The 26,371-nt window shown below is 65.2% G+C and carries 23 protein-coding genes, 2 tRNA genes and 1 pseudogene; 10 read left to right on the top strand and 16 right to left on the bottom strand.

All coding sequences use genetic code 11. The annotated features are described in order from the left end of the window. Positions 1-10 precede the first annotated feature (10 nt). Together DB459_RS22460 and DB459_RS22455 are read right to left on the bottom strand one after the other, a co-directional pair. A pseudogene (locus tag DB459_RS22460) lies at positions 11-272 on the bottom strand (SDR family oxidoreductase); the annotation flags it as partial. A 193-nt stretch (positions 273-465) separates the two neighbouring features. Beyond that, a complete protein-coding gene (locus DB459_RS22455; RefSeq protein ID WP_253707989.1) occupies positions 466-912 on the bottom strand; it encodes a VOC family protein in 447 nt (148 codons plus the stop codon). Between the two features lie 327 nt (positions 913-1,239). On the opposite strand from DB459_RS22455, the gene DB459_RS22450 reads away from it, so the two are divergent. The 3 genes from DB459_RS22450 (at position 1,240) to DB459_RS22440 (ending at position 4,010) form a co-directional block, all read left to right on the top strand. Continuing rightward, complete coding sequence (locus DB459_RS22450; RefSeq protein WP_253707986.1) at positions 1,240-1,995, top strand: Sir2 family NAD-dependent protein deacetylase; 756 nt, start codon at positions 1,240-1,242, stop codon at positions 1,993-1,995. 368 nt (positions 1,996-2,363) lie between these two features. Further along, a complete protein-coding gene (locus DB459_RS22445; protein WP_253707984.1) occupies positions 2,364-3,026 on the top strand; it encodes a cold-shock protein in 663 nt (220 codons plus the stop codon). A 510-nt stretch (positions 3,027-3,536) separates the two neighbouring features. Beyond that, the gene (locus DB459_RS22440) at positions 3,537-4,010 is read left to right on the top strand and encodes a DUF192 domain-containing protein (protein ID WP_253707981.1); all 474 of its coding nucleotides are present in this window, start codon (positions 3,537-3,539) and stop codon (positions 4,008-4,010) included. A 371-nt stretch (positions 4,011-4,381) separates the two neighbouring features. Here the strand turns inward: DB459_RS22440 and DB459_RS22435 are convergent, their stop codons facing one another. From DB459_RS22435 to DB459_RS22420, 4 genes are all read right to left on the bottom strand, one after another. Next, positions 4,382-4,534: a hypothetical protein gene (locus DB459_RS22435; protein WP_253707978.1), complete on the bottom strand. Its 153-nt coding sequence runs from the start codon at positions 4,532-4,534 to the stop codon at positions 4,382-4,384. A gap of 458 nt (positions 4,535-4,992) precedes the next feature. Then, positions 4,993-6,942: a PAS domain-containing sensor histidine kinase gene (locus tag DB459_RS22430; protein WP_256519223.1), complete on the bottom strand. Its 1,950-nt coding sequence runs from the start codon at positions 6,940-6,942 to the stop codon at positions 4,993-4,995. Between the two features lie 139 nt (positions 6,943-7,081). Continuing rightward, positions 7,082-7,158 (bottom strand) — tRNA-Pro (locus DB459_RS22425). A 95-nt stretch (positions 7,159-7,253) separates the two neighbouring features. Beyond that, positions 7,254-8,435 (bottom strand): OpgC domain-containing protein, encoded by a 1,182-nt coding sequence (locus DB459_RS22420; protein WP_253707975.1) that lies wholly within the window; start codon positions 8,433-8,435, stop codon positions 7,254-7,256. Between the two features lie 256 nt (positions 8,436-8,691). Between DB459_RS22420 and DB459_RS22415 the strand changes: the two genes are divergently transcribed. From DB459_RS22415 to DB459_RS22395, 5 genes are all read left to right on the top strand, one after another. Next, positions 8,692-8,997 (top strand): ETC complex I subunit, encoded by a 306-nt coding sequence (locus tag DB459_RS22415; RefSeq protein WP_253707971.1) that lies wholly within the window; start codon positions 8,692-8,694, stop codon positions 8,995-8,997. A 399-nt stretch (positions 8,998-9,396) separates the two neighbouring features. Continuing rightward, complete coding sequence (locus DB459_RS22410) at positions 9,397-11,001, top strand: carboxyl transferase domain-containing protein (RefSeq protein ID WP_253707968.1); 1,605 nt, start codon at positions 9,397-9,399, stop codon at positions 10,999-11,001. A 3-nt stretch (positions 11,002-11,004) separates the two neighbouring features. After that, the gene (locus DB459_RS22405; protein ID WP_253707965.1) at positions 11,005-11,790 is read left to right on the top strand and encodes an enoyl-CoA hydratase-related protein; all 786 of its coding nucleotides are present in this window, start codon (positions 11,005-11,007) and stop codon (positions 11,788-11,790) included. Continuing rightward, positions 11,787-13,787 carry an acetyl-CoA carboxylase biotin carboxylase subunit gene (locus DB459_RS22400; RefSeq protein WP_253707962.1) on the top strand — a complete coding sequence of 667 codons (2,001 nt, stop codon included), beginning with the start codon at positions 11,787-11,789 and terminating at the stop codon, positions 13,785-13,787. Before DB459_RS22405 ends, DB459_RS22400 begins: the two co-directional genes overlap by 4 nt. Positions 13,788-13,794: 7 nt before the next feature. After that, entirely contained in the window at positions 13,795-14,712 is a 918-nt protein-coding gene (locus DB459_RS22395) for a hydroxymethylglutaryl-CoA lyase (protein WP_253707959.1), read from the top strand. A 168-nt stretch (positions 14,713-14,880) separates the two neighbouring features. Here the strand turns inward: DB459_RS22395 and DB459_RS22390 are convergent, their stop codons facing one another. From DB459_RS22390 to DB459_RS22375, 4 genes are all read right to left on the bottom strand, one after another. Then, positions 14,881-16,239, bottom strand: coding sequence for a TRAP transporter large permease (locus tag DB459_RS22390; protein WP_253707956.1), 1,359 nt, complete (start codon positions 16,237-16,239; stop codon positions 14,881-14,883). After that, positions 16,236-16,808 (bottom strand): TRAP transporter small permease, encoded by a 573-nt coding sequence (locus DB459_RS22385; protein ID WP_253707954.1) that lies wholly within the window; start codon positions 16,806-16,808, stop codon positions 16,236-16,238. Before DB459_RS22385 ends, DB459_RS22390 begins: the two co-directional genes overlap by 4 nt. Next, positions 16,805-17,821 carry a TRAP transporter substrate-binding protein DctP gene (gene dctP, locus DB459_RS22380; protein WP_253707952.1) on the bottom strand — a complete coding sequence of 339 codons (1,017 nt, stop codon included), beginning with the start codon at positions 17,819-17,821 and terminating at the stop codon, positions 16,805-16,807. Before dctP ends, DB459_RS22385 begins: the two co-directional genes overlap by 4 nt. Positions 17,822-17,940: 119 nt before the next feature. Beyond that, on the bottom strand, positions 17,941-19,311 hold the full coding sequence (locus DB459_RS22375; protein WP_253707950.1) for a malonyl-CoA decarboxylase: 1,371 nt from the start codon (positions 19,309-19,311) through the stop codon (positions 17,941-17,943). Between the two features lie 103 nt (positions 19,312-19,414). On the opposite strand from DB459_RS22375, the gene DB459_RS22370 reads away from it, so the two are divergent. After that, entirely contained in the window at positions 19,415-20,068 is a 654-nt protein-coding gene (locus DB459_RS22370; RefSeq protein ID WP_253707948.1) for a GntR family transcriptional regulator, read from the top strand. Between the two features lie 138 nt (positions 20,069-20,206). Here the strand turns inward: DB459_RS22370 and DB459_RS22365 are convergent, their stop codons facing one another. From DB459_RS22365 to DB459_RS22350, 4 genes are all read right to left on the bottom strand, one after another. Further along, positions 20,207-20,989 carry an alpha/beta fold hydrolase gene (locus DB459_RS22365; RefSeq protein WP_253707945.1) on the bottom strand — a complete coding sequence of 261 codons (783 nt, stop codon included), beginning with the start codon at positions 20,987-20,989 and terminating at the stop codon, positions 20,207-20,209. A gap of 2 nt (positions 20,990-20,991) precedes the next feature. Then, positions 20,992-22,287, bottom strand: a complete 1,296-nt coding sequence (locus tag DB459_RS22360; RefSeq protein ID WP_253707942.1) for an O-acetylhomoserine aminocarboxypropyltransferase — start codon at positions 22,285-22,287, stop codon at positions 20,992-20,994. Positions 22,288-22,408: 121 nt separating this feature from the next. After that, positions 22,409-23,722, bottom strand: coding sequence for a TadE/TadG family type IV pilus assembly protein (locus DB459_RS22355; protein WP_253707939.1), 1,314 nt, complete (start codon positions 23,720-23,722; stop codon positions 22,409-22,411). 418 nt (positions 23,723-24,140) lie between these two features. Then, the gene (locus tag DB459_RS22350) at positions 24,141-24,944 is read right to left on the bottom strand and encodes an outer membrane protein (RefSeq protein WP_253707936.1); all 804 of its coding nucleotides are present in this window, start codon (positions 24,942-24,944) and stop codon (positions 24,141-24,143) included. Positions 24,945-25,281: 337 nt separating this feature from the next. Here DB459_RS22350 and DB459_RS27410 point away from each other — a divergent pair, with 337 nt between their 5' ends. After that, entirely contained in the window at positions 25,282-25,410 is a 129-nt protein-coding gene (locus tag DB459_RS27410; protein WP_256519222.1) for a hypothetical protein, read from the top strand. Between the two features lie 26 nt (positions 25,411-25,436). Here the strand turns inward: DB459_RS27410 and DB459_RS22345 are convergent, their stop codons facing one another. Together DB459_RS22345 and DB459_RS22340 are read right to left on the bottom strand one after the other, a co-directional pair. Continuing rightward, positions 25,437-25,706 (bottom strand): hypothetical protein, encoded by a 270-nt coding sequence (locus DB459_RS22345; RefSeq protein WP_253707932.1) that lies wholly within the window; start codon positions 25,704-25,706, stop codon positions 25,437-25,439. A gap of 418 nt (positions 25,707-26,124) precedes the next feature. Then, positions 26,125-26,201 (bottom strand) — tRNA-Arg (locus DB459_RS22340). Between the last annotated feature and the right edge of the window lie 170 nt (positions 26,202-26,371).

The following is a 26,371-nucleotide window of genomic DNA, read 5'->3' as shown; positions in this document are numbered from 1 at the left end:
CAGCCCCTCACAGCGGCGCGATCTTCTCCAGTCCGATCTGCTGCATGCGCGACCCGGGCCGTGTCCGCCTCGGTCTCGGTCTCGGTCGGGATGGTGCCGATCAGACGACTCCAGGCAAAGGGCGAGACGCAGTTGGAGCGGACATTGAAGCGGTTCATGTCGAGCGCGATCGACTTCGACAGGCCGACGATGCCGAGCTTGGCGGCGGCGTCGTTGGCCTGGCCGAAATTGCCGATCAGTCCCGAGGTCGAGGTGAGGTGGACGAAGGCCCCGCGCCATGGCGGGGCCTTCTTGGATTGTTTTAGAACTTGGTCAGTGACCGAAGAACAGCCAAAGCAGAATGATCACGGGGATCGGCACGCCGATCAGCCACAACAGAATTCCTCGTCCCATCCTCGCCTCCAATGATCTCGCGTGGTGCGAGATCAACGTGGGCGGATCTTGGCTGTTCCGGCGCGCGCGCTGTCACCAGTGGCCGGTATTGGGCATCGAGGCCCAGGGTTCTTGCGGCGGCTTGGCTTCGCCTTTCTGCAGCAATTCGATGGAGTGGCGGTCCGGCGAGCGCACGAACGCCATCTGGCCATCGCGCGGCGGCCGATTGATGGTGATGCCGAGCTTGGCCAGCCGGTCGCAGGTCGCATAGATGTCGTCGACCTCATAGGCAAGGTGACCGAAATAGCGGTCCTCGCCATAGGTCTCTTCATCCCAGTTATAGGTGAGTTCGACCGTGGGCGCGGGGCGCCCCTTCTGCTTGACCAGTTCCCGGTCCTCGGGCGCCGCGAGAAAGACCAGCGTGAAGCGGCCCTTCTCGTTCTCGATGCGCCGCACCTCCTCGAGCCCCAGGGCATCGCGATAGAATTTCAGCGCGGCGTCGAGATTGCGAACGCGCAGCATGGTGTGGAGGTAGCGCATGGGTTCTATTCCTTTCAGGATTCCTGGCGAGGCAATTCCAGCCCGACCCAGATGGCGGCGAGAATAGCAACAACGGGCACAAAATTGCACGCGGAGGTGCCCTGATCTGCCTGCATCTCGCTCACGAATACGCTTGTCGTCCGGGTGCGAGTCGGTCTCGGACGACGCCCGAGTGGGCGAGGCTGACGAAAGCAGGACGCGCCGGATCCGGATATCGATGCTGCCAACCTTGCCCCGCTACGGCGGCGGACTACATTGCCCAGATCGGCTCGAACCAACTCATCATCACCCAACTCGCCATTCAGGCCATTCCAGGTGTGGCGCTCGATGATTGCCCAGACTCTCGCCAGCGGTGTCGAACAACTCGGCGACATGATCGCCAGTGCCTCGGTGATCGTTCCCTTCACCGGTGCCGGCATTTCGACCGAATGCGGTATTCCCGATTTTCGCTCGCCCGGCGGGCTGTGGACACGCAACCGGCCGATCCCCTTCGACGAGTTCGTCGCCAGCCAGGACGCTCGCGACGAGGCCTGGCGGCGACGCTTCGCCTTGGAGCGCACCTTCGCCGCGGCGCGACCTGGACGGGGCCATCGGGCGATCGCCGCGCTTTATCGTGCCGGCAAGGTGCCGGCCGTAATCACCCAGAACATCGACAACCTTCACCAGGCCTCCGGCATTGCTGCCGATGCCGTCATCGAACTGCACGGCAATACGTCGTACGCACGCTGCATCGGCTGCGGCGCGCGCTATGAACTCGATTGGGCCAAGCAGGTCTACGACTGGACCGGCCATGCGCCGGACTGCACGGCCTGCGGCGAGCCGGTGAAGACCGCGACGATCTCCTTCGGCCAGTCCATGCCGGACGGAGAAATGCGCCGTGCCGCGGAACTGGCGCGCGGTTGCGATCTGTTCCTCGCCATGGGCTCCTCGTTGGTGGTGTGGCCGGCGGCCGGTATTCCGACGATGGCCAAGCAGGCCGGCGCAAAGCTCGTGATCGTCAACAAAGAGCCCACCGACCAGGACGATCTTGCGGATCTGGTCATTCGCCATGACATCGGCGACACGCTGGTGAAGTGGATTTGACTACCGGCGTCGCCGCAAATCGTCCGTAGAACGCCAAATCCGGAAACGAACGGGAATTCTATTGTCCGTTGGCGTCGCTTCGGCTCGGACGCTCGAAGGAGCGTGGGCCCCTTCGTCGGCAACTGAAGCCGCCGATCTGATTCGTTTTCGGTGCAAGGCTGTTCATAGGTCGGCATCGCGACTTTTTTTGGCTTTGCCGGTTGCGCGGGAGTGTTATCGTCGAATCACAAGATTCGCGCGCCCGGAATCAAAGCTTAACGATCGGTTTCGGATCGCGCGGGCCGGAAGCTGGCGTTTTCGTTTGGCGCAGGCGAATGGTGACAGGGATGCACGCGGTGGCTGATCGCGTCAGTGTGAGGTCCGGGGAAATGGGGTCGGACAGTTTTGAGTCCAAGGGGGCGGGCAGTTCCGTTGGCAGCGGAGCGGCATCGCGGGGGCTTGAACCGAGAGCGCTCGATCATCGCGGATATGAGCGATCGCCTGTGGATCCTTTCCTCAACGACGGGGCAGGGCCCAACCTCGTCGAGGTCAGCGGTGCCATCAAATGGTTCGACGCGTCCAAGGGCTACGGATTCATCATCCCTGACAACGGCTGGCCTGACGTGCTGCTTCACGTCACGGTGTTGCGGCGTGATGGTTATCAGACCGCCTATGAAGGCGCGCGGATCGTCGTCGAGTGTCTGCAGCGCGCCAAGGGCTATCAGGCATTCCGCGTCGTCTCCATGGACGAGTCGACGGCCATCCACCCGGCGCAGCTGCCGCCGCCACGGACCCACGCCACCGTGGCTCCGACCAGCGGCCTCGAGCGCGCACAGGTCAAATGGTTCAACCGGCTGCGCGGCTTCGGCTTTCTGACGCGTGGCGAAGGCACGCCGGACATCTTCGTTCACATGGAGACCCTGCGCCGCTACGGCATGACCGAATTGCGGCCGGGTCAGTACGTGCTGGTCCGTTACGGGCCGGGCTCCAAGGGCATGATGGCGGCGGAGATCCAGCCGGAGACCGGTGCGCCGGGCATGTCGCCGCACTGACCGGCTCGGTGCGAGCCGCAACACGTCGCCCAGCCTGCTTCAGCGACAGACCACGCCTGATGCGGGACGGCGTTCGGTCTCGGCCCCGATCAATCGATCAAGCAGTCGTGCGCATCGCGCCCGGCCGACTGGCTTTACCTTGGGCGTGGACTGGCTAGTGTCCTGTCTCCGAATTACCGCTCCATTTGCCTCATGCTCGCACGGTCATTCGGAGACATAAGGACACTGGCAAAATCAAAGTGCTGGTGTGGCTTATGTCTCGCAATTGCCTACGAGGAGGCTTGCTGCAAAGGCGGTAGGCAATTGCGAGACGCCACACTAGTGTAGTGGATCTGACGCTCGTATCAGCGTTGCAGCGAATTCTCCGTACGCGCGTCAGATCCAAAACCACACTAGAATCATAGCCATGCTAGTGGCCCTTTGGTTCTAACGTTCGTATTCCCACCGCTCGCCTCTTGATCCGGCCCGGTTTCGCCCGGATTTGAATCTCGTCCAGGATATGTCATCTCGATGAAAGCTCGCGGTCGTCTGGCGACCTTGTGGTCGCTCCTCGCGTTACTGGCTGTGCTGTGCGGACCGTTTGGCGGCCCACTGCGCGCCGCTGAACTCCAGTCTCTCGAGATCATCACCCAGTCCGGTGTGCTGCCCTTCACCGTCGAGTTGATGCGGACCAACGAAGAACGGGAGCACGGCCTGATGTTCCGGAAGGAGCTGCCCGAAGGCCGCGGCATGCTGTTCGACTTTCAGCCCGAACAGAATGTTTCCATGTGGATGAAGAACACCCTGATCCCGCTCGACATGATCTTCATCAAGGCCGACGGGCGCATCCTGCGGATCGCGGAGAATACCCAGGTCGAATCGGAAAAGATCATTCCTTCCGGCGGGCCGGTGCGCGGTGTCCTGGAAGTCATCGCTGGCACTGCGAAGAAACTCGGCATCAAGCCGGGCGACCGCGTCGCCCATCCGCTGTTCGAAGCCAGATGAGCTCGTGCGGTTTTGGATCTGACGCTTGTTTCCGCATTGCAGCGAATTCTTCATACGCGCGTCAGATCAAAAGCCGCACGAGAATCATAATGATGCGAGTGTCCCTTTGTTTCCAACGTTCATATGAGCGCTGCAACGGAATACGAACGTTGGAACCGGGACACTAGTGTGGCGTCTCGCAATTGCCTACCGCCTTCGCGGCAAGCCTCTCGTAGGCAATTGCGAGACATAAGCCACACTAGCGCTTTGATTTTGCTAGTGTTCTTTATGTCTCCGAATTACCGTGCGAGGGTGAGGCAAATGAAGCGGTAATTCGGAGACAGGACACTAGGTCGGCAATTCTCGACGGGAGTTCCGTCGAGGCTGCGGCGTCAAACGGAGCGCTCGCCGGCGATTCGCGCCGCGTGTTTTGCCTCTTCTTCCGCGAGCAGCTGCTTGATGATACGGCGCTTGTCAGGGTCGGTCTCGGTTTCGAGCAGAGCCTTGAAGCGGGCGATATTCTGGGTCTCGATAAAGTTCTGCATCTTCGGCCTCCCGCTTCCAGCGGGGCAGGATCAAAAGCGGCACCGGCACTATTAATCCCCCCGATTTCGGTTGTCACCGGCAACGAGATGCAACCGGGAGTGGCTTCCATTGCAGAAATCGCGGGGCTCGGCTGTTTTGAGCGCCTGGGGACGAGGAGCTAACCCGCGCGGGCATTGGCCGTTTTGGCGCCGCCGAACAAGGGCATATACAACGGCTTATCCTGCTACCGTATCTTCCCGATTCAGCACCTCGCGTCGAGCATGGCTCAACCCGCGATGAATTGTCGCAGAGCGTTCACAAGTTCGGGATGCACCCACTGCACGGAGGCCTGATGCCGGGCGCCTTTACTGTACCGATCGCAGGAAGGCGCCGCCGCCGACGAGCAGCAGGCAGATGACAGCCGGGGTCAGCCAGAACGCCGGCTCGCTGAAGGGCTGAAGATCGCGCGATGGCCCCGTCACGATGCGGAGAACGACGTTTCGGCGCGGTGCCGGAGCTCGCCCAGCGCCTTGCTGAGGTCGTGGATCTGGTAGGGCTTGCGCAGGATCGGAAATTCCATGGTGGCCTCGCTGCTGGGGCTGTAGCCGGTCGCCAACAGGATCGGTATCTCCGGGCTCGTCTGCCGGATCGCGCGCGCGAGCCCGATGCCGTCGAGCCGGCCGGGCATGACGACATCGCTGAACACAATATCGAAATGCCCGCGCTTCAATTCGTCCAGCGCCGCGTCGGCATCCGCCGCCCAGCTCACCGAATAGCCGAGCTGTTCGAACAGGGCGGTGCTGGCAAAGGCGACATCGGGATTGTCCTCGACCAGCAGCACGGTTCCCGCATGCGCCGGGGCCCTGGCGGAGGACTGATGCGCGCCGGCCTCGGCCTCGCTCCGCGGCAGCAGAATGGTCACCGACGTGCCCTTGCCGAACTCACTCTCCAGTCGCACCGTGCCGCCCGCCTGGTGCACGAAGCCGTGCACCTGCGAGAGGCCAAGGCCGGTGCCCTTGCCGACCGGCTTGGTGGTGAAGAAGGGATCGAACACCCTGTCGATGACATCGGGCGGAATGCCGGCGCCGCTGTCCGCGACGGTGATGGCGACGAAGTCGCCGCTCAGATTCTCCTCCTTCAGCTGCGCATTGCCGGCGCGAATGTCGACGATCCCGCCGCCTGCCATGGCGTCGCGCGCATTGACGACGAGATTGACCAGCGCGGTCTGGAATTCGGATGGATCGACCGTGACTGGCCAGGGATCGGACGCGACGTCGATCTGCAGGGAGTGGGCGGCGCCCAGGCCGGCCCGCAGAACCTCGCCCACGGCGCGAATGCCTTCGCCGACGCTGACGGTCTTCGGATGGACCTGCTGACGCCGAGCGAAGCTGAGGAGCTGATGGGTGAGGGCGGCGCCACGCTCGGCGACGCGTTCGACCGCTCGAACCGCGCGCTCGGCGCGCGGATCGCCCTGGGCCACCCGCGCCAGCGCCGGCAGGTTGCCGGCCACGATCATCAGAAGATTGTTGAAATCATGGGCGACGCCACCGGTGAGTTGGCCGAGTGCGTCGAGCTTCTGCGATTCCGCCAACTGCCGCTGCACCGCCTCGAGCTTCTGTTCGGCCTCGTGGCGCTCGGTGATGTCGCGGGTGATCTTGGCGAAGCCGAGGAGGGTGCTGTCGTCGGCATGGATCGGCCGCAGAACGACGCTCGCCCAGAAGAAGGAGCCGTCCTTGCGCACGCGCCAGCCTTCCTCCTCATATTTGCCGGTGTCGCGGGCGATCTGCAGTGCCCGGGCGGGACGTCCCGCTGCGCGGTCGGCCTCGGTATAGAAGCGCGAGAAATGCTGGCCGACGATCTCGTCGGCGGAATAGCCTTTGATGCGCTCCCCGCCGGCATGCCAATTGGTCACGATCCCCGCGGGATCGAGCATGTACAGCGCGTAATCGGCGACGCCGCTGACCAGCAGGCGAAAGCGATCCTCGCTGGCGTAGAGTTCCCGCTCGGCTCGGCGCCGTTCGGTAATGTCACGGATGATCTTGGCAAAGCCGATCAGTTCGCCGTCTTCGTAGATCGCATCAACCACGACATTGGCAAAGAAACGCGAGCCATCCTTTCGCACCCGCCAGCCGTCGGCCTCGAACCGGCCGTAACGCCGCGCCTGATCGAGATTGCGCGCCGGGATGCCCTTGTCTCGATCTTCAGCCGTGAAGAACCGGCTGTAATGGGTTCCAACGACCTCGGCCGCGGCGTATCCCTTGATGCGCTCGGCACCGGAGTTCCAGTTGGCGACGATGCCGGACGGGTCGAGCATGAAAATGGCGTAGTCGACGACGCCTTCGACCAACTGCCGAAAGATCCGTTCGCTCGCGTAAAGGTCTGATTGCACCCCCTTGACGGGTTGCAGTGCCTTCCATGTTTCCGGCATGTGCGCTTCCAAGCCCGCCGTGAAACGCCGCCGAGTCGGTTTCGTTCCGGGGAGGCCCGCTTAAGCTGGTCTTTTTCAACGGGAATTTCTTAAGGGGGCGCGGAACTGCCGCATCCCAGGGGGATCGAGAGGCGGGAATTGGTCGGGGCAGCAGGATTTGAACCTGCGACCCTCTGCTCCCAAAGCAGATGCGCTACCGGACTGCGCTATGCCCCGACGAGGCCTAAAAGCCGCGAAACACTTACGATTTTGCGTCTGGCACCGCAAGGCGCCAGATCAGAATAATGAAGCTGCCGCGGCGGGATCGCCGGTCACACCAGGCCGGCGTCGGCTGCGCCGGCCTCCACCGGATGCTGGGCGGGACGCGGGCGCGGCGGCGGCTTGTCCTGTCGCTTCGACCAGCTGCGATAATAAGCGACGACACACAGCAGCGCGATGCCGACCACGCTGATGACGACCTGCACCAGTATCGACCCGGAACTCAGTGTCAGCATGAAATGGGCAACGAAGGACAGGAACACGCCGACGCAGAAGACCTCGAGCGACTGCTGTCCGCAGCGGATCATCGGTTCGAAGATCTTCCACTCCAGCCCCGACCAGTTCTGCGGCAGGAAGCGGGTGACCAGGAAGGCGATGATGACGAAATGGAGTACGCGATAAGGCGCAAGGTTGGTCTTGTCGTTCGGATTGAAGGCCTCATAGAGCCAGGGCGGCAACAGGTTGCCGATTGCTTCGAAGCGGCCCGCCATGGTCATCACCAGCGAGAACAAGAGATATGCGATGCCGGCGATCAGGAGGTGCCTGGATTGGATCACCGAGCGCGACTCCAGCGCTCCGCCGAGCGCAAACCAGGCGCCGAAGATGAACAGGAGCTGCCAGCAGAACGGGTTGAAATACCAGGTGCCGATCGGGTAGGCGGGGAGATTCCAGCCGAACTGGCGGGCGGCGAAATACAGGACGAGCGAGCATACCATCACGGTGTCCGGCCGACGCAGCATCAGCCACAGCACCGGCGGAAAGAAGCCCATCAGCACGATGTAGAGCGGCAGCACGTCGAGATTGACCGGCTTGAACTTGAGGATCATGCCCTGGGTCAGCGTCTCGATCGGATTTTCGACGAGACCGGCGACGTTGAACTCGTTGATGATGTCCGGGTCGTGAAACTTGATCGCAACGAAGCCGATCGTGACGATGTAGATGACGAACAGGAAGACGTGGGCGACATAGAGCTGCCAGACTCGCTTCATCAGCCGCGTCGCGCCCACGAGGAAGCCGCGCTCCAGCATCATCCGCGCATAGACGAACGAAGCGGTGTACCCCGAGATGAAGACGAACAGGTCGGCGGCGTCGCTGAAGCCGTAATTGCGCGGCGTCAGCCAGTTGACGATGTTGTAGGGGATGTGGTCGAGGAAGATCCACCAGTTGGCGATGCCGCGAAAGAGGTCCAGCCGCAGGTCGCGGCCGCCGGAGGGAAGTGTCGCTCGGATGCTCATATCCACCATTTCGGGGCTGCCACGGCCCGCCTTTTCGGCCCGGCCGGCCGGATTGTCTCGGGAACGGGAACGAATAGGATACGGACAAGGAATAGGGCTGTTAAACAGCGGAATCGTACAATAAAAGGCTCATATACTGAAAGAGACGCGCTCCGGAAGGGACGCGATGGCCACCGCGAAGATTTGATGCCTCGTGACTGGTCCCGAGGATGCCGCAATGCGGCGACACGAAGCAGCGACTGGAGTTCATGACGTCATGACGGCCCGTATCTACAAACCCGCCAAGAACGCGATGCAATCGGGCAAGGCCAAGTCGCGGGAATGGCAGCTCGACTACGAGCCCGAGCTGCCCCGGGAGGTCGAACCGCTGATGGGCTGGACCAGCTCGGCCGACATGAAGCAGCAGCTGACCCTGCGTTTCGATACCAGGGAAGACGCGATCGCCTATTGCGAGCGCGAGGGCATTCCCTACCAGGTGGTCGAACCGAAGGAGCCGGTGCGGCGGATCGCCGCCTATTCCGACAACTTCGCTTATCGTCGCCCCGAGCCATGGACTCACTGACTTAGCCTTGAATTTTGCCAACTGACGGTCATCGACGCCGGAAAGCGGCGATGCTCCCGATCGCGCTGATCCCGCCGTTCGTTGACCGCGCCCCACATGCCGTGGCGCTCCAGCTCGATCCCCTACGGTCTTCACCTCCGGCTCCCTGACGACAATTGACCGGCCGAAGGGCCGCCCGGTCCGAGCGCCGCGGCGGCACCGGGGCTCATGATGTCTTGCGTCAAGCCGCCGGGCCCCACGCCGAAATCGCCGGCCCTCTGTCGCCGTGGCGCTGGACAGGTCCGCGCAGACTGCTTTAGTGCAGGCGTCCCGCCCCCCGGGGGCATGTGCCCCGGCAGGCACAACGATTCATCCCCGCCAGGGCAGACGAGGGACACGGCCGGGAGGGCTTGGGAGGAGATGGCGTTGCACTCCGGAATCGATCCAAAATCCGCTGACTTCCTCCGCAACGCCGAGGCCATGCGCGGTCTGGTGGCGGACCTGCGCGAGAAGCTCGATCAGGTCGCGCTCGGCGGCGGCGAGGCTTCTCGGACGCGGCACACCTCGCGCGGCAAGATGCTGGCGCGTGATCGCGTCGATCTGCTGATTGATCCGGGCACGGCCTTCCTCGAATTGTCGCCGCTCGCCGCCTACGGTCTCTATGGCGGCAGCGTCCACTCCGCCAGCATCATCACCGGGATCGGCCGCGTCGCCGGCCGCGAATGCGTGATCGTCGCCAACGACGCCACCATCAGCGGCGGCACCTACTATCCGATGACGGTGAAGAAGCATCTGCGCGCCCAGGACATCGCGCGGCAGAACCGTCTGCCGTGCATCTACATGGTGGATTCCGGCGGCGCCTTCCTGCCGCAGCAAGACGAGATCTTCCCGGACGAGCGGCATTTCGGCCGCATCTTCTACAACCAGGCGCAGCTGTCCTCGCAGGCGATTCCGCAGATCGCCGTGGTGATGGGCTCCTGCACCGCCGGCGGCGCCTATGTTCCGGCGATGTCCGACGAGAGCATCATCGTGCGCAACCAGGGCACGATCTTTCTCGGCGGCCCGCCGCTGGTCAAGGCCGCGACCGGCGAGGTCGTGTCGGCGGAAGAACTCGGCGGCGCCGACGTCCATAGCCGCCAGTCCGGCGTCACCGATCACTACGCCCAGAACGACGCCCACGCCATCGGCATCGCCCGGCGCATCGTCGGCAACCTCAACCCGCCGCACGACGCCGCCATCGGCCGCCGTACGCCGCGGGAGCCGCTCCATGCGCCGGAGGAGATCTATGGCGTGGTGCCGGCGGATGCGCGCAAGCCCTTCGACGTGCGCGAGGTCATTGCCCGCCTCGTCGACGGCTCGGAGTTCGAGGAGTTCAAGAAACTCTACGGCCCGACGCTGGTCTGCGGCTTCGCCCACATCTTCGGCTATCCCGTCGGCATCGTCGCCAACAACGGAATCCTGTTCAGCGAGAGTTCGCTCAAGGGCGCGCACTTCATCGAACTGTGCTGTCAGCGACAGATTCCCCTGGTCTTCCTGCAGAACATCACCGGCTTCATGGTGGGCAAGAAGTACGAGGCCGGCGGCATCGCCCGCGACGGCGCCAAGCTCGTCACCGCGGTGGCGACGGCGGCTGTGCCGAAATTCACGGTGGTGATCGGCGGTTCCTATGGTGCGGGCAATTACGGCATGTGCGGCCGTGCCTACAGCCCGCGCTTCCTGTGGATGTGGCCCAATGCGCGGATCTCGGTCATGGGCGGCGATCAGGCCGCCATGGTGCTCAGCCAGCTTCGCCGCGACAACATCGAGGCCAAGGGCGGCACATGGTCGACCGACGAGGAGGATGCGTTTCGCGCGCCGATCCGTGCCCAGTACGAACAGCAGGGCCACCCCTATTACGCCACGGCGCGGCTGTGGGATGACGGCATCATCGATCCCGCCGACACCCGTCTTGTCCTCGGGCTCGGCCTGTCCGCTGCCGCCAATGCGCCGAGCGAGCCGACCCGCTTCGGCGTCTTCAGGATGTAGATCATGACCGAAAGCGTACGCATTGCGCGCGACGGCGGGCTCGCCCGTATCGTCCTCCACCGCCCCGAACGCAACAACGCCTTCGACGAGGCGATGATCGCGGCGCTCGCTGCCGCGTTCGAAACGGTCGCCGCCGACGACGGAGTTTCCACGGTCGTGGTTTCCGGCGAGGGGCGCAGCTTCTGCGCCGGGGCCGATATCAACTGGATGAAGCGGGCGGCCGCCTACGGCCGCGAGGAGAATATCCGCGACGCCGAGCCGCTGGCGCGCATGCTCGCGGCGCTCGATCGAATGCCGCAGACGACGATCGCCCGTGTCCAGGGGCCGGTCTATGGCGGCGGCATCGGCCTCGTTGCGGCCTGCGACATCGCCGTCGCCGCAGCCGATGCCAGCTTCTGCCTGTCCGAGGTCCGGCTCGGCCTCGTGCCCGCGGTGATCAGCCCGTATGTACTGCGCGCAATCGGCGCCCGCCATGGCCGGCGCTATTTCCAGACCGCGGAGGTGTTCTCGGCGACCGAGGCAGCCCGCATCGGTCTTGTCCACGAGACGGTGGCCGCCGAGGCGCTGGACGATCGCATCGCCGCGCTCCTCGAGCAGCTGCGCAGCGGTGCGCCAGGCGCTCGCGCCGCCGCCAAGGCCCTGGTCGGCCAGGTCGCCGGCCGGGCCATCGATGCCGGCGTGCTGCGCCATACCGCCGAATTGATCGCCGATATGCGGGCGAAGGACGAGGCCCGTGAAGGGCTCGCGGCCTTCCTCGAAAAGCGCAAGCCGTCGTGGAGCCAGATGTGACCGCCGTGCCTTATCGTCGCTTCCGCACGCTCCTGGTCGCCAACCGCGGCGAGATCGCCTGCCGCGTCATCCGCAGCGCGCGGGCGCTCGGACTGCGCACCGTCGCGGTCTATTCCGAGGCCGACCAGGATGCCATGCATGTCGCCGTGGCCGACGACGCCATCCTGCTCGGACCAGCGCGGGCCCGCGACAGTTATCTCAACATCGAGCGGGTAATCGCGGCGGCGAAGGCGACCGGCGCCGAGGCGATCCATCCAGGCTGCGGCTTCCTGTCCGAAAGTGCCGAATTCGCCGACGCCTGCCGCGATGCCGGCCTGATCTTCGTCGGCCCGACGGCGGCCATGATCCGGGCCATGGGCTCGAAATCGGGCTCCAAGGCGCTGATGGCCCGGGCCGGCGTGCCGCTGGTGCCCGGCTATCACGACGAGGCGCAGGACGAGGCGACGCTGCGGTCGGCGGCCGAAACCATCGGCTTTCCGGTTTTGATCAAGGCCTCCGCCGGCGGCGGCGGCCGCGGCATGCGTGTCGTGCGCACCGCCGGCGAGTTCGCCGAAGCGCTCCAGAGCGCCAAGCGCGAAGCGCTGGCGGCCTTCGCCGACGACCGCGTGCTGATCGAGAAATATGTCGACAACCCGCGGCATATCGAGGTCCAGGTGATCGGCGACAGCCACGGCAATCTGCTGTCGCTGTTCGAGCGCGAATGCACCTTGCAGCGCCGCCATCAGAAGGTGATCGAAGAGGCGCCATCGCCGACTCTCGACCCGGCCCAGCGCGAGGCGGTCTGCGCCGCGGCGCGCAAGGCAGCCGCCGCCGTCAACTATGTCGGCGCCGGCACCATCGAATTCGTCTCGGACGGTCACGACGTCTATTTCATCGAGATGAACACCCGCCTGCAGGTCGAGCATCCGGTCACGGAGCTGATCACCGGCATCGACCTCGTCGAGTGGCAGCTTCGCGTCGCATTCGGCGAGGTGCTGCCGCTGGCCCAGGATCAGGTCCGGCTGAACGGCCACGCGGTCGAGGCGCGGGTCTATGCCGAGAATCCGGCGCGGGGCTTCATGCCGTCGGTCGGCCGCATCCGGACCTGGCGCATGCCCGCCGAGGCCGGCGGGCTGCGGGTCGACGCCGGCTATCGTGCCGGCGACACCGTGTCGCCGAATTACGACGCCATGCTTGCCAAGGTGATCGCCTGGGGGCCGACGCGCGAGGCCGCGTTGGAGCGGCTTGCCCACGGCCTCGACGACAGCGATCTGCGCGGCATCGTCACCAACATTCCGTTCCTGTCGGCGCTGGTGACCCATCCGGCCGTCCGCGCCAACACCATCGATACCGGCTTCATCGAGCGTGAACTCGCCGCGCTGACGCCTGCATCGCCGCCGGTATCGCCGCTGGAGCTCGGCGCCGCCGTTGCCGCCGTGCTGCGCGACGAGGCCCGCAGCGCCGAGGCCGACGCGTCATCGCCCTGGCGCACGGCCGGCTGGATGCCGGTGGGCCGGCGCCAGCGCCTGTTCGTTCTGCGGCAGGACGCGACCGAACACCGCCTGACCCTGCGTTACGGCCGCGGCCCGTCGACCCTGACCTTCGACGGCCGCGAGATCGTCTTCGCCTGGACGGCAGGGCCTGACGCCGAGATCCGCCTTGATCTTTCCGGCGCCCGCACCCAGGTGGTGGCGGTGGTCGAGGGCCATGAGATCTACGTGCGCAGCCGCAATGGCCGCTTCGACCTGCATCTCGTCGATCCGTTCGGCGTCGAGGACGAGGACCATGCCGGCGAGGACCGGATCGTGGCGCCGCTGCCCGGCACGGTGGTGGCCCTGCTGACCGAGGAGGGGGCGGCGATCGAGAAGGGCGCGGCGATCCTCACCCTCGAGGTGATGAAGATGGAACAGACCTTGCGGGCGCCGTTCGACGGCGTCGTCAGGGCGCTCAAATGCAAGGTCGGCGACATCGTCCAGGAAGGGGCCGAACTCGCCGACATCGAACCGACGGAGGCCTGAAGACGCCATGGTGGACGAGGTCCGCATCGTCGAAGTCGGCCCGCGGGACGGGCTGCAGAACGAAAAGGCGGCGGTCCCGGTCGAGGGCCGCATCGCCTTCGTCGAGTCCCTGGTGAGCGCCGGCTGCAAGACCATCGAGGTCGGCAGCTTCGTCTCGCCCAAAGCTGTGCCGCAGATGGCCGGTTCGGATGCCGTGCTGCGCGCGGTCAGCCATCATTCCGGAATCGACTTTCCGGTGCTGGTGCCCAACGAGAAGGGGTACGAGGCGGCGCGGGCGGCCGGCGCCACCCTGATCGCGGTTTTCGCCTCCGCCTCCGAGGGGTTTTCGCGCGCCAACATCAACTGCTCCATCGCCGAATCCATCGATCGCTTCCGCCCGGTGCTGGCGCGCGCCCGCGCCGACGGCGTCAGGGTGCGCGGCTACGTCTCCTGCGTTCTCGGCTGCCCGTTCGACGGCGAAGTCAAGCCGGCGGCTGTCGCCGCGGTTGCAAGGACGCTCCGCGACCTCGGCTGCTATGAGATTTCGCTCGGCGACACCATCGGCGTCGGCACGGCGGCAAGAGCGCGGCGGCTGCTGCGTACAGTTGCGGGCGAGGTGCCGCTTGGCGAGATCGCCATGCACTTCCACGACACCTACGGCCAGGCCCTCGCCAATCTCTACGCCGGGCTGGAGGAAGGCGTCCGCGTCATCGACAGCGCCGCCGGCGGCCTCGGCGGCTGCCCCTATGCGCCGGGCGCGACCGGCAATGTCGCGACCGAGGACGTCGTCTACATGCTCGACGGCATGGGCGTCAGCACCGGCATCGACCTGCCCAAGCTGCTCGATGCGACCAATGCGATCAGCCGCCTGATCGGTCGGCCGCCGCCGAGCCGCGTCGCCACCGCGCTCAACGCCAGTGTGGCGTCTCGCAATTGCGAGACATAAGCCACACTAGCGCTTTGATTTTGCTAGTGTCCTTTATGCCTCCGAATGACCGTGCGAGCGTGAGGCAAATGGGGCGGTAATTCGGAGACAGGACACTAGAGCCCCTCGTGCAGCTGAGCCGTCGATTTGCGATCGCGCCCGCCGTTCGGCGCGGCGCGGCCTGGCGCGTCAGCGCAGGCTCTCGGGGCCCATGACGAGATCCGGCAGCAAGGTCGAGATCTGCGGCACGAAGCACAGCAGCACCACGGCGCCGGCCATCAGCAGCACGAAGGGCAGGGTGCCCCAGATCACTTCGCCGAGCGGAATGTCGGGCGCGACATTGCGGATGACGAAGATGTTGAGCCCGACCGGCGGATGGATCAGCCCCATTTCCATCACGATGGTGACGACGATGCCGAACCAGATGATGTCGAAACCGGCAGCGCGCAGCGGCGGCAGAATGATCGGCGCGGTCATCAGGATGATCGACACCGGCGGCAGGAAGAATCCGAGCACCACCACCATGACGAGAATGGCGGCGAGCAGCCCCCATTTCGGCAGTTGCATGTCGACGATCGCCTGCGCGGCCGACTGCGAAATGTGCAGGTAGCTCATGACGTAGGAATACAGCAGGGACATGCCGATGATCATCATCAGCATGGTGGATTCCCTGATCGTCGAGGAGAGGATCGGCGCGAGGTCGCTCGGCTTCCACACGCTGTAGATCAATGCGATCAGCACCAGCGCCAGCAGCCCGCCAAGGCCGGCGGTTTCCGAAGGCGTGGCGTAGCCGCCGTAAAGCGCGATCATGACGCCGGTCAGCAGTGTCACGAATGGAATGACCCGCGGCAGCACGCTGAAGCGTTGCGCCATGGTGTATTTCTCATGGGCGAGGATCGGCGAGGTCTCCCCCGTCCGGGCATAGAGCGCGGCGGCGCTGGCGTATTCCTTGCGGAAGCGCAGCACCGCATAGCCGCCGAACAGCGTCACCAGCAGCAGACCGGGACCGATGCCGGCGAGGAACAGCCGGCCCAGCGATTTCTCGGCCGCGACCGCGAACAGGATCATGGTGATCGAGGGCGGCAGCAGAATGCCGAGGGTGCCGCCGGCCGCGATGATCCCGGCGGCGAAGCCGCCGCTGTAACCGCGCTTGCGCATCTCGGGAATGCCGGCGGAGCCGATCGCCGAACAGGTCGCCGGCGAGGAGCCGGCCATGGCCGCGAACAGCGCGCAGGCGAAGACGTTGGCAACGCCGAGGCCGCCGGGAACGCGATGCAGCCAGGCATGCAGCGCCGAGTAGAGGTCCTGGCCGGCGCGCGACTTGCCGATCGCCGCGCCCTTGAGGATGAACAGTGGAATGGACAGCAGGGTGATCGAGGCGATCTCCTCATAGACGTTCTGCGTCACCGTATCGAGCGATGCGGCGGGCATGTAGATCGCCATGAAGGCGAGGGCGACGGCGCCGAGCGCAAATGCGATCGGCATGCCGGAGAACATCGCGGCGAGCGTCGCCCCGCCATAGGCGAGGCCGATACCAAGCACGGTCATTTGAAGGATTTCCGCAGCAACGCACCGCAGATCTGCAGCGCCATCTGGCCGCACAGCAGCGTCATGCCCACAGCCATCATGGCGTAGGGAATGGCGAGCGGCGGGCTCCACATCGAGTTCGACACCTGGCCGTCCATATAGGCCTCGTGGGTCAGGGTCCAGGATTTCCAGGCGAAGAAGGTACAGAAGACAAGGCTGGCGATGTCGACCAGCAGCTGCCGGATGAAATTGATCCGTGGCGGCAGCAGACCGATGATGGCCTCGATGCCGATATGTCCGCGGAGCGACTGCACATAGGCAGCGGTCATGAAGGTGGCGCCGACCAGCAGGAACACCGCCGCCTCGTCCTGCCAGTAGGTCGGGGTGCGGAACAGGCTGCGCGTCAACACGCTGTAGCTCAGGATCAGGCAGGCCGAGATCAGCGCCACCGAGGCGAGAACGACGATGATCTGATTGCAGACGGCGGCCCAGCGCTCGAGCGTCGCGAGAAGCCCGGTTCTCGCCGGCGGCCAGGCGCGGGCAGCACGGCCCACGCCGGGCGCGTCATGGTCATCCAAGGCGTGCGTCATGCGGCGCCATCGGTGGCGAGCTTGAGCAGTTTCGCCGTGGTCGGGGTCTTGGCCGCGTAGTCCTTCCAGGCCGTGTCGCGGGCGATGTCCCGCCATTTGCCGACCGTCGCGGCATCGAGATCATAGACCTTGGCGCCCGCCTTTTCGTACACCTGCGCCACGGTGTTGTCGTCGTCCTCGGCGCCGATGCGGCCGAACGCTTCCATCTCGGCGCCGACCGCCAGGATCAAGTCCTGCTGCGCCTTGGGCAGGCCCTCGAAGACCGACTTCGACATCAGGAGCGGCTCGAGCATGTACCAGTACGACTGGCCGCGGCCGGTGGTGAGATGCTTGGAGACCTCCTCGAGACGGAAGGAAATCAGGCTGGTCGACGAGGTGATGCCGGCGTCGCAGGCGCCGGTCTGCATCGCCGTGTAGATTTCATTGGAGGGCAGCGACAGCACCGCCGCGCCGGCGCTCTGGAGCACCATGTCCATTTCGCGCGAGCCGCCGCGCACCTTCATGCCCTTGGCGTCCTCGGGAGCGATCAGCGGGCGCGAACGGCTGGCGACGCCGCCGGCCTGCCAGATCCAGGTGATGATCATGATGCCCTTGTCGGCAAGGAAATCGCTCAGCGCCTTGCCGACCGGCTTGGTCTTCCACGCCAGACCCTGGTCGTAGGTCGAGACCAGTCCGGGCATCAGGCCGATATTGGTCTCGGGCACTTCGCCGCCGGCATAGGGCAGCGGCAACAGGCTCATGTCGAGCGCGCCCTTGCGCATCGCCGAGAACTGCGCGTTGACCTTGATCAGCGATGAATTGGGATAGACCTCGGCCGCGATCTCGCCACCGGAGCGTCGCCCCAGTTCGGCGGCGAATTTGCGGGTCAGGCGGTCGCGGAAATCGCCCTTGTCGATGGTCCCGCCGGGAAACTGGTGCGAGATCTTCAGGGTGGTGGCGGCCTGGGCAGGGCCGAAGCGCAGGATCGCCGGCGCGGCAAGGGCCGAGGCGAGGACGTGACGACGGGTCAGCATTTATTGTCTCTCCCATGAGGCGGTTTCTTGAGGTTTGTTACAGCATTTGCGGCCGGCAGGGCAGCCTGTCGCCGGTTGAAGTCACGGCGCCGCTTCGGGCACGGCTGTCGGCTCCTTCGTCAGTGGGATGGCACAAGGTCGCGGGTGACGAGGTCTTTGGCAATGCGCCTTACCGACGCGGACGCGGCGATATCGCCCGCTTCGGCATAGGCCTCGTGGTTCTTCTCGATGGCCGAGAGATCGTAGAGATAGTTGACCATCAGGCCATGGGCCTGGCGCAGGCCGCGCTCGGACAGATCGCCGAGAAAGTTCATGCGTTCGAGCCGCGCGCCGTTGCCGAGATGGAAACGCGCCACCGGATCGACCGGGCGGCCATTCTCGTTCTTGGCGTGAAGGAAATAGTGCGCCGCGATCGGCATCAGCGCCTCTTCCAGTTCGGCGCGCGTCGCGGCGTCCTCGAACCAGGCCGGTTCGTCGAGCCGCCGCAGCGCCGCCTTGGTTTCAGCGGTCAGGAACGCCGAGCCCTCCGCGGCGCGCTCACGCCGTAGCCAGGCGGCGAATCCCGGCGCCGGCGACAGCGTGACGAAGGTCTTCAGGTTCGGCAGGTCGCGCTTGAGATCCACGACCACCTGCTTGATCAGGAAATGGCCGAAGGACACCCCGGCGAGGCCGCGCTGGGTGTTGGAGATCGAATAGAAGATCGCGGTGGTTGCGGTGCTGGCGGCGATGGGCGCGCGGTCCAGCGCCAGCAGTGGCGCCACCGCGCCGGGAATGTCGTTGGTCAGCGCCACCTCGACGAAGATCAGCGGCTCGTCGTCGAGCTGGGGATGGAAGAAACCGAAGCAGCGCCGGTCGGACGGGTCGAGCCGGCTCTTGAGGTCGTTCCAGCCGGCGATCGGATGCACCGCCTCGTAACGGATGATCTTCTCGAGAATGCTCGCCGGGGTCGTCCAGCCGATCGGCCGCATCTGGAGAAAGCCGCGGTTGAACCACGACGAGAACAAATGGCCGAAGTCGGTGTCGACGGCGCGCAGCTCCGGATTGGCCTTGAGATGGTCGAGCAATTCCTCGCGCATCCGCACCAGCGCGAACGTCCCGCCCGCGGCGAGATTGAGCCTGCGGAACAACTCCTGCCGGCGCGGTTCGATGGCGGCGTGGAGGGCGCCGATGGTGGTGACATCGGGGGAGGCGCGATAGGCCTCGACGGCGGCGGCCACCGCCTCCGGATCGGTGCCGAATCTCTCGGCCAGCGCCTTGAGAAACTGCAGGCGAACCTCAACCGGCGCGCCGGCATAGCTCGACAGCAGGGTCTGGGCCAGCACCACGCCCGAGGCTTCGCCCCGGCGGGACAGCAGCATCTCGGCAAGTTCGACGAGGTCGGTGTTGTCCGGACCGCCGCTGCGGGCCCGGCGGAGGAGGGCGCGGCCGCGCTCGGTCAACGTCTGCATCAGCTCGTTGAGAAAGCCTTGCGCGTCCACAGATCTGACCATGGCATCCCCGTCCCGCGGCCCGACCCCGGTCGCCGCACCGATTTTTGCATACTATCTGACTTCCCATGTATACACTATCGGTGTTTTGAGGCCGGAACCGCTTATGAAGCACCCATTCCGTCTGCGCGAAGCCATCGAGGACGAGATCGTCACCGGCGCCCTCGCGCCCGGCGCCAGGCTGGAAGAAGCAACGCTCGCCGACAAATTCGGGGTGTCACGGACACCGATTCGTGAGGCGCTGCTGCATCTGGCGGCGAGCGGGCTGGTGGAGATCCGGCCGCGGCGCGGCGCCATCGTCAGCGCCCCCGACGCCCGACGGCTGGTGGAAATGTTCGAATGCATGGCGGAGCTCGAGGCCGCCTGTGGCCGGCTCGCGGCGCGCCGCTGCACCGACCATGACGCGGCTGCGCTGCGCAGCGCCCACGCCGCCTGCGAGCAGGCGGCACAGACCGGCGATTCGGAGACCTACTACTTCGAAAACGCGGCGTTTCACGCCCTGGTCTACCGGGCGAGCCACAATGCCTTTCTCGCCGAGCAGGCTCTCGCGCTGCATCGCCGCCTCGCGCCGTATCGCCGCATGCAGTTGCGCGCGCGCAACCGGATCGCCCAGTCGCTCACCGAACACGCCGCGGCGGTCGAAGCCATCATCGCCGGCGACGGCGACGCCGCGGCGACGATCCTGCGCGATCACATCGTCATTCAGGGCGAACGCTTCGCCGACGTGGTGCTGAACCTCGCGGACGGCGCAGCGGCTTGAGCCGTTGCGTGGTTGCGGAACACATTCCGCGTTGTCGCCTCATGGTTCGGGACGACCCGCAGCGCGGGCCTCACGAGCGGCGGCTCCGGCAAAAATGCTTTTCCTCGCCGATGCCCGGCTGCTGCCCGAGCGCGCGTTTCAGCTCGTCAGCGCCGCAAGGACGTCGTCCGGCCGCTCGGTCATCATCATGTGGCCGGCGCCCGGCAGCACCACGCGGCGCGCGTGCGTGATGGCGTCGGCGAGCTGCAATCCGGACTTCAGCGGAGTCATCATGTCGCGCTGGCCGAGGATCAGGGTTGCGGGGCAGGAGACCTTCGCCGCCGCCGCGAGCGCGCCGTCATAGGCGTTGCAGGCGGCGAGATCGTTGTGCAGCACGCCCGGCGCCGTGCGCTCCAGCACGCGCTCGCCGCCACCCAGCATCCACAGCCCCGGGCTCTGCGAGCCGCCGAGACCGGCGCGGTAGCCGAACCCCCAGATCGACACCATGTCGACAGCGTCATGATGATTGGCGTCCGCCGCACCGAGGAGATCCGGCGAGACCTTCATGCTGGCGGCGGCGCCGATCAGGGTGATTCCGGCGACCCGATCGGGATGGCGCGCCGCGGCTTCCAGCGCGATCAGTGCGCCCATCGAATGACCGACCAGCCGCGCCCGCGCGATGCCCGCTGCATCGAGCAGGCGGGCGCACCAGCCGGCGAGGTCGCCGATGCTGGCGAGCGCAGCGCCCTTGGAACGGCCATGGCCGGGCAGGTCCGGCGCCAGCACGCCATGGCCATGATGGGCGAACCAGCGTGCCGGCAGCGCCCAGATGGTGTGGTCGAAGCCGGCGCCGTGCAGGAAGACGATGGCCGGCAGCGCAGGATCGAGCGGCCTGCCGCCGGTCGCGACGAAAGTGTCGAAGCCATCCACCGCGAGATTCATGGTCACACCTTCTGCGACGCGCGCAGCGCCTGGGCAAAATCATCGATGATGTCGGCGGCGGCCTCGAGCCCGATCGACAGGCGGATCAATTCCTCGCCGACGCCGGCGGCCTTGAGCTGGGCCGCATCCATCTGCTGGTGAGTGGTGCTGGCGGGATGGATCACCAGCGTCTTGGCGTCGCCGACATTGGCGAGGTGGCTCGCCAACCGCAGCGCCTCGATGAATCTGCGGCCCGCGGCCCGGCCGCCCTTGATGCCGAAGGAGATGATGGCGCCGGCGCCGCGCGGCAGCAGCTTCTGCGCCAGCGCATGGTCCGGATGGCTGTCCATCGAGGGGTGAAGAACCCATTCCACCGCCTTGTTGGCGGCGAGGAACGCGAGCACCGCCGCGGTGTTTTCCACATGTCGCGCCATGCGCAGCGGCAAAGTCTCGACGCCCTGCAGCAGCTGGAAGGCATTGGCCGGCGACAGACAGGCGCCGAAATCGCGCAGCCCTTCGGCCCGCGCCCGCATGATGAAGGCCGCCGGGCCGAACTCCTCGCGGAAGACGATGCCGTGATAACCGGCATAGGGCGTCGTCAGGGTCGGAAACTTGCCCGAGGCGTCCCAGTCGAACCGACCGGCATCGACCAGCACGCCGCCGATGCTGGTGCCGTGACCGCCGATCCACTTGGTGATGGAGTTCATCACGATGTCGGCGCCGAGCGCCGCGGGCTGGCACAGCCACGGAGTCGCGAAGGTGTTGTCGATCAGCAGCGGAACGCCGGCGGCGTGGGCGATGTCGGCGACCGAAGGAATGTCGAGCACTTCGAGTCCCGGATTGCCGATGGTCTCGCCGATGACGAGGCGCGTCGCCGGCGTGATCGCCGCGCGCAGGCCGTCGAGATCGCGCGGGCGGACGAAGGTCGTGGTGATGCCGAAGCGCGGCAGCGTGTGGGTCAGCAGATTGATGGTGCCGCCATAGAGCGAGGCGGAGGCGACGATATGATCGCCGGCGCCGAGCAGGGTGGCGATGGCGAGATGCATCGCCGCCATGCCGCTGGCGGTGCAGACGGCGCCGACGCCGGCCTCCAGTGCCGCGAGGCGCTCTTCCAGCACCGCCACGGTGGGATTTGAGATCCGGCTGTAGATGTGCCCGGCGCGTTCCAGATTGAACAGCGCCGCGGCGTGGTCGCTGTCCTGGAACACGAAGGACGTGGTCTGGTAGATCGGCACGGCCCGCGCGCCGGTCACCGGGTCGGGATGCTGACCGGCATGCAGGCTCAGGGTATCGAAGGCGGGGGGACGGGGCGCGGCCATCGGCGAGGATTCCAGTTTTGCCGCCATTGTTCACGCCGTCGCGGTGAATGCAATCCGCACCAAGTCACGCCGAACCTGCGGCAGGCCCCGCGCGGGTCCTAGATGTTGCCGAACCCTTCGCTCAGTTGGTCAGATGCGCGGTCGAGACCGCCTTCTGGAACAGCGCATTCATCGCCTCGCTGATGCCGTCCGTCGGGCTGACCTCGAAATAGAAACCGGGCGAGGCGCAAGCCTGCATCTTCTGAGCGATCTCGCTGTTCGGCGACGGGCCGTAGGGGCCTTTGTTGAACGGATCAATCCAGTTCATGTACCAGGAGTTGGTCGGCAGGGCGAGGTAGGTGGTGTAGAGTACGGCGATCTTGACCCCACGATTTTTTAGCGTGTCGCAGATCGCCGTGGTCAGCGGCTCCTGGCACCGGCCCGAAGTGGTCTTCTTGGTACAGCTGGTCGGGTAGTAGGCGTCGGCGACACCGTCCGAGACGAAGAACAGATATTTCTGCGGATCCGTCGAGGTGCCGGCACCAGAGGTCGGAATGGTGTTGTTCATCGACGCCAGCACATTATCGAAATCGGTGCACTGGTCATTGTTGTAGCCGGCATAGGGAATGGTCATCAGGTCGATGCCGGCGGCCGCGCTCTTGGCCGACGACAGGCTCGAGGTCAGCGGCGTGATGGTGGTCTGGCCGACTCCGCTGCAGTCGGCTCCCATGGTGTAGATCGCCATCCGGAACTGGTCGGAGACCGCCTCGGTCGCCGCCGCCTTATCCATCAGCGCCTGGGTCGCCTGGCGGACGACGTCGATGCGCATGGTGACGCCGAGTTTCTTGGCGAGATCGTAGTAGCTGTTCTTGTTGAGCGTCTTCCTTGAACTCGAGGTATAGGTATCATGGCAGGCGAAAGCGCACTGATCAGTGGTGTTGTTAACCATGGTGGTGATATCGGCCGGCGTCGCTGCCACCCCCATCGACGGCGAATTGTCCAGCAACAGATAGAAGTCGACATAGACCGGCAGGCCGACCTTGGCGGTGGCATTGCCGTTCACCGCGATCGAATTGAAGCCCATGACCTTCATGAAGGTGGTCGGCACATCGGCCGCGGCCGTCCCGGTGGCGACGCGCCCGTTCACCCCATCGGTGATGGTGATGCTCGAGGATTTTGTGGTCACGCCGAACATGGCGACCTGGGCGGCGAACATCTTCAACGCGTCGGCCTGGGCGGTCGCCGTCGGCAGGTTGGCTTCGGTCTTGCTGGTCGCCAGCAGCACGGCGGTGTCGAGCGCGGCTTCGATCTTGGTTCGGGTGTTCACCGCGATCGAATAGTCGACGGCGGCGCCGACGAGACCGAGGATCGGCAGGAGCGCGATGGCGAAGGTCACCGCGACATTGCCGCGCCGGTCGGCGCGCAGCGAGCGAAGATGGGCGGCAAGCTTGATCATGAAGGGGGCCAGCGCGAACCGTTACAATTCGCCGAACATTAGCCGTGGTTTCTTACTGGACGATTGCTCGGGAACTTGCTGCGGGCGCGGCCGATTTACCTGTCGTTAACCTTCCGCTCCGCCGTCAGCCACGCCGAGGCATGGTTCGACGGGCGTTGTGCCGCCTGCTTGCGCGCGACGGCACAACGCCTTCGAGTTCGCTCGAGGATTTCGGCGAAACGCCGCACGTCCGCCGACGAGACCTCGGCGTTCGCCACGGCGACCTCATCAACGCCGGCGCCTGCGCGCGGGGGCGCCAGGAAGCGTTTGATCTGGCGCGGCCACGAAGAAGAAGCGGCAGGCCTGGTTGCGCCGGCGAGGAAGACGATGAACGATCCAAATGATCCCGATCGAGACCGGGACGAATGCCGTTGACCGGTTATCTGCCGAGCAGCGGGCCGAATTTGTAATTCACGCCGACGCGTACCAGGTGATAGCTGTCGTCGAAGCCGACCGCCACGGGGTTGGTCACGTTGGACGGACGTCCGCTGCCGACGGTCAGGAAGCTCTCACGACCCAGATTCACGTAGAGATACTCGGCCTTGGCGCTCCAGGACGGAGCAAACACCCATTCGACGCCGCCGCCCACGGTCCAGCCCGCCTTGGTCTTCGATGCCGAGAGATCCTCGAAGTCGTTGCTCGCCGGGAACGAGAGATTGTACGCGTACTTGCTCTCGCCATAGGCGAGACCACCGGTGACGTAGACCAGCGCGGTGGGGGCTGCCAGCACACCGACGCGACCACGAACCGTCCCGAACCAATCGAGCTTCTGGGAGGCGAATGAAGTGCCTGGGAAAAAGCCGCCAACACCGGGGTTGCTCAGATCTGTGGTCTTGTGGATATCCGAGCCCTGGATGTCGGCCTCGAGGCCCCAGACAACCAACGAATTGACCTGCCAGTTGTAGCCAATCTGGCCGCCGCCGAAGACACCTTCGCGCGCCCCCGGGAAGCTGCCGGGCGCCGCGCCGGCGGCGAACGCCGGCGCCCACCATGCGGATGTCGCCCGCGCTGAAGGATCACTGCTGCCGGAGAAGCCGTAGCCGAGGTTCAAGCCGACATACCAGCCGGTCCATAGCGGCGCCGGAGCGATGGGCGGCGGAGCCTTCACCGTCAAATCCGCAGCCCAACCCGTCGAGGCGAAGCTGAACGCAGTCACGGCCGTCAGCAAAATTGTCCGTTTCATGGTGCCCCCTGACCCAATCTCCATCGACCAATCGAAGGGTGATCGACGCCCCACCCATAGAAGCAGTCTAAGCTTGCGCGGCGGCGAGAGTCCGTGCCCGAAATGCAACATTCGATAGAATATTATATGTGCCGTTCAACTACGGTTGTACCTATTCGGTATGATGTGATGACTGCGTGATGCTTGCGACCGGTCAGCGGAGCCAAGTGGCAGCGGCCGAGGGGCCGGAAATATCAGACCTGGATGGGGTGGCGATCCCGACTGGATTCGAACCAGTAACCCGCAGCTTAGGAGGAGTTCGAAAGGCGAGCAAAATCAAATCCTTTCGGATAAAAACGTGTTACACTATTTAAAATTAAAGACCTTTTGCCTGTCGTCCGAACGCAAGGTTGGCGGCGACGGCTGCGGCCTCCTGGTGGTCGGCGCCGTCGTGGTGCTGGAGGTGTTGCTGGCGCTTGGCAGCTGACGGCGCGGGCGGCTGACGGCGCTGCCTCACGCGGGCGTTTCAGTGCTCGCGAGCCGCGCGAATTCATCGGCCAGCGCAGCGACGGCGGTATCCGCAAGGCTGCGGTCGTGGCGCTCCACCGCCTCGCGCAACGAGACGATTTGCGCCAGCATGATGTGCCGGGCGTTGATCGACGAGGGATCCTGCTCGAGGGTGAAGTAGGCACGAGAGCCCAGGCCCATGCGATCGGCCATTTCCGCCTGGGTGAGCCCGATGCGCTTGCGCAGAGCGATGAGATCGAGGGCCGGAGCAGCCATGTCTTGAGCCTCCGCTCAATTCGTCCTATCTGATCAGGAACCCCGGCGGCATTTCCGCCGCCGAGGCCCCCGGTTAGTCTTCAGGATCGTGTGGGCCCGTGCGCGCGACGCGGCGGAGTGTGAGGGGCATGATCGGGGCCGTCTGGGTGTAGCCCTCAGCCTCGACGACCGAGATAGTCTTGTCGCCTGTCATGGCGGCATTCTAGCGCCGACGAAGGGCAGAGTCGCGCTAAGGCGAAGATAGAGAAAATCCTTCTCCCATCATATCATGGCAGCGAATCTGTCCGGGATTCGCGGTCCCGGAATAACCCCGAACGTTCGTTTTGATCCCTGATCGTTCGCGTCGGCAGGCGATGGTCAACTCGCGCCAGTCGCGCGAAAACACCTTTATTTTCAAGGCAAATACGCGGTGGTCAAATGGCGATCCCGGGAGGACTCGAACCTCCGACCCACAGCTTAGAAGGCTGTTGCTCTATCCAGCTGAGCTACGGGACCGTCAGCCCATTCTTAGCAGGAAATTTCTGAAAAAATAAATCGACCGATTTCAACGCCAGATCCCGAACCCGGGGCTATGCTTATACGACAATCACAGGCGGCGAGGATTCGGCCGCGCGTTGTCGGGCGTGGCGGATCCGGCCTGCCGTCGGGCTGGTCCGCAACTTACT

The sequence above is a fragment of the Bradyrhizobium sp. WD16 genome (assembly GCF_024181725.1).
Lineage (GTDB): Bacteria > Pseudomonadota > Alphaproteobacteria > Rhizobiales > Xanthobacteraceae > Bradyrhizobium_A.
This window is presented reverse-complemented; position numbering and strand designations above follow the sequence as displayed.

What these genes read in the sequence shown, in the direction of transcription:
- DB459_RS22455 (WP_253707989.1), bottom strand. Translation starts at nt 912, where the DNA reads ATGCGCTACCTCCACACCATGCTGCGCGTTCGCAATCTCGACGCCGCG.
- DB459_RS22450 (WP_253707986.1), top strand. Translation starts at nt 1,240, where the DNA reads ATGATTGCCCAGACTCTCGCCAGCGGTGTCGAACAACTCGGCGACATG.
- DB459_RS22445 (WP_253707984.1), top strand. Translation starts at nt 2,364, where the DNA reads ATGGGGTCGGACAGTTTTGAGTCCAAGGGGGCGGGCAGTTCCGTTGGC.
- DB459_RS22440 (WP_253707981.1), top strand. Translation starts at nt 3,537, where the DNA reads ATGAAAGCTCGCGGTCGTCTGGCGACCTTGTGGTCGCTCCTCGCGTTA.
- DB459_RS22435 (WP_253707978.1), bottom strand. Translation starts at nt 4,534, where the DNA reads ATGCAGAACTTTATCGAGACCCAGAATATCGCCCGCTTCAAGGCTCTG.
- DB459_RS22430 (WP_256519223.1), bottom strand. Translation starts at nt 6,942, where the DNA reads ATGCCGGAAACATGGAAGGCACTGCAACCCGTCAAGGGGGTGCAATCA.
- DB459_RS22420 (WP_253707975.1), bottom strand. Translation starts at nt 8,435, where the DNA reads ATGAGCATCCGAGCGACACTTCCCTCCGGCGGCCGCGACCTGCGGCTG.
- DB459_RS22415 (WP_253707971.1), top strand. Translation starts at nt 8,692, where the DNA reads ATGACGGCCCGTATCTACAAACCCGCCAAGAACGCGATGCAATCGGGC.
- DB459_RS22410 (WP_253707968.1), top strand. Translation starts at nt 9,397, where the DNA reads ATGGCGTTGCACTCCGGAATCGATCCAAAATCCGCTGACTTCCTCCGC.
- DB459_RS22405 (WP_253707965.1), top strand. Translation starts at nt 11,005, where the DNA reads ATGACCGAAAGCGTACGCATTGCGCGCGACGGCGGGCTCGCCCGTATC.
- DB459_RS22395 (WP_253707959.1), top strand. Translation starts at nt 13,795, where the DNA reads ATGGTGGACGAGGTCCGCATCGTCGAAGTCGGCCCGCGGGACGGGCTG.
- DB459_RS22390 (WP_253707956.1), bottom strand. Translation starts at nt 16,239, where the DNA reads ATGACCGTGCTTGGTATCGGCCTCGCCTATGGCGGGGCGACGCTCGCC.
- DB459_RS22385 (WP_253707954.1), bottom strand. Translation starts at nt 16,808, where the DNA reads ATGACGCACGCCTTGGATGACCATGACGCGCCCGGCGTGGGCCGTGCT.
- dctP (WP_253707952.1), bottom strand. Translation starts at nt 17,821, where the DNA reads ATGCTGACCCGTCGTCACGTCCTCGCCTCGGCCCTTGCCGCGCCGGCG.
- DB459_RS22375 (WP_253707950.1), bottom strand. Translation starts at nt 19,311, where the DNA reads ATGGTCAGATCTGTGGACGCGCAAGGCTTTCTCAACGAGCTGATGCAG.
- DB459_RS22370 (WP_253707948.1), top strand. Translation starts at nt 19,415, where the DNA reads ATGAAGCACCCATTCCGTCTGCGCGAAGCCATCGAGGACGAGATCGTC.
- DB459_RS22365 (WP_253707945.1), bottom strand. Translation starts at nt 20,989, where the DNA reads ATGAATCTCGCGGTGGATGGCTTCGACACTTTCGTCGCGACCGGCGGC.
- DB459_RS22360 (WP_253707942.1), bottom strand. Translation starts at nt 22,287, where the DNA reads ATGGCCGCGCCCCGTCCCCCCGCCTTCGATACCCTGAGCCTGCATGCC.
- DB459_RS22355 (WP_253707939.1), bottom strand. Translation starts at nt 23,722, where the DNA reads ATGATCAAGCTTGCCGCCCATCTTCGCTCGCTGCGCGCCGACCGGCGC.
- DB459_RS22350 (WP_253707936.1), bottom strand. Translation starts at nt 24,944, where the DNA reads ATGAAACGGACAATTTTGCTGACGGCCGTGACTGCGTTCAGCTTCGCC.
- DB459_RS22345 (WP_253707932.1), bottom strand. Translation starts at nt 25,706, where the DNA reads ATGGCTGCTCCGGCCCTCGATCTCATCGCTCTGCGCAAGCGCATCGGG.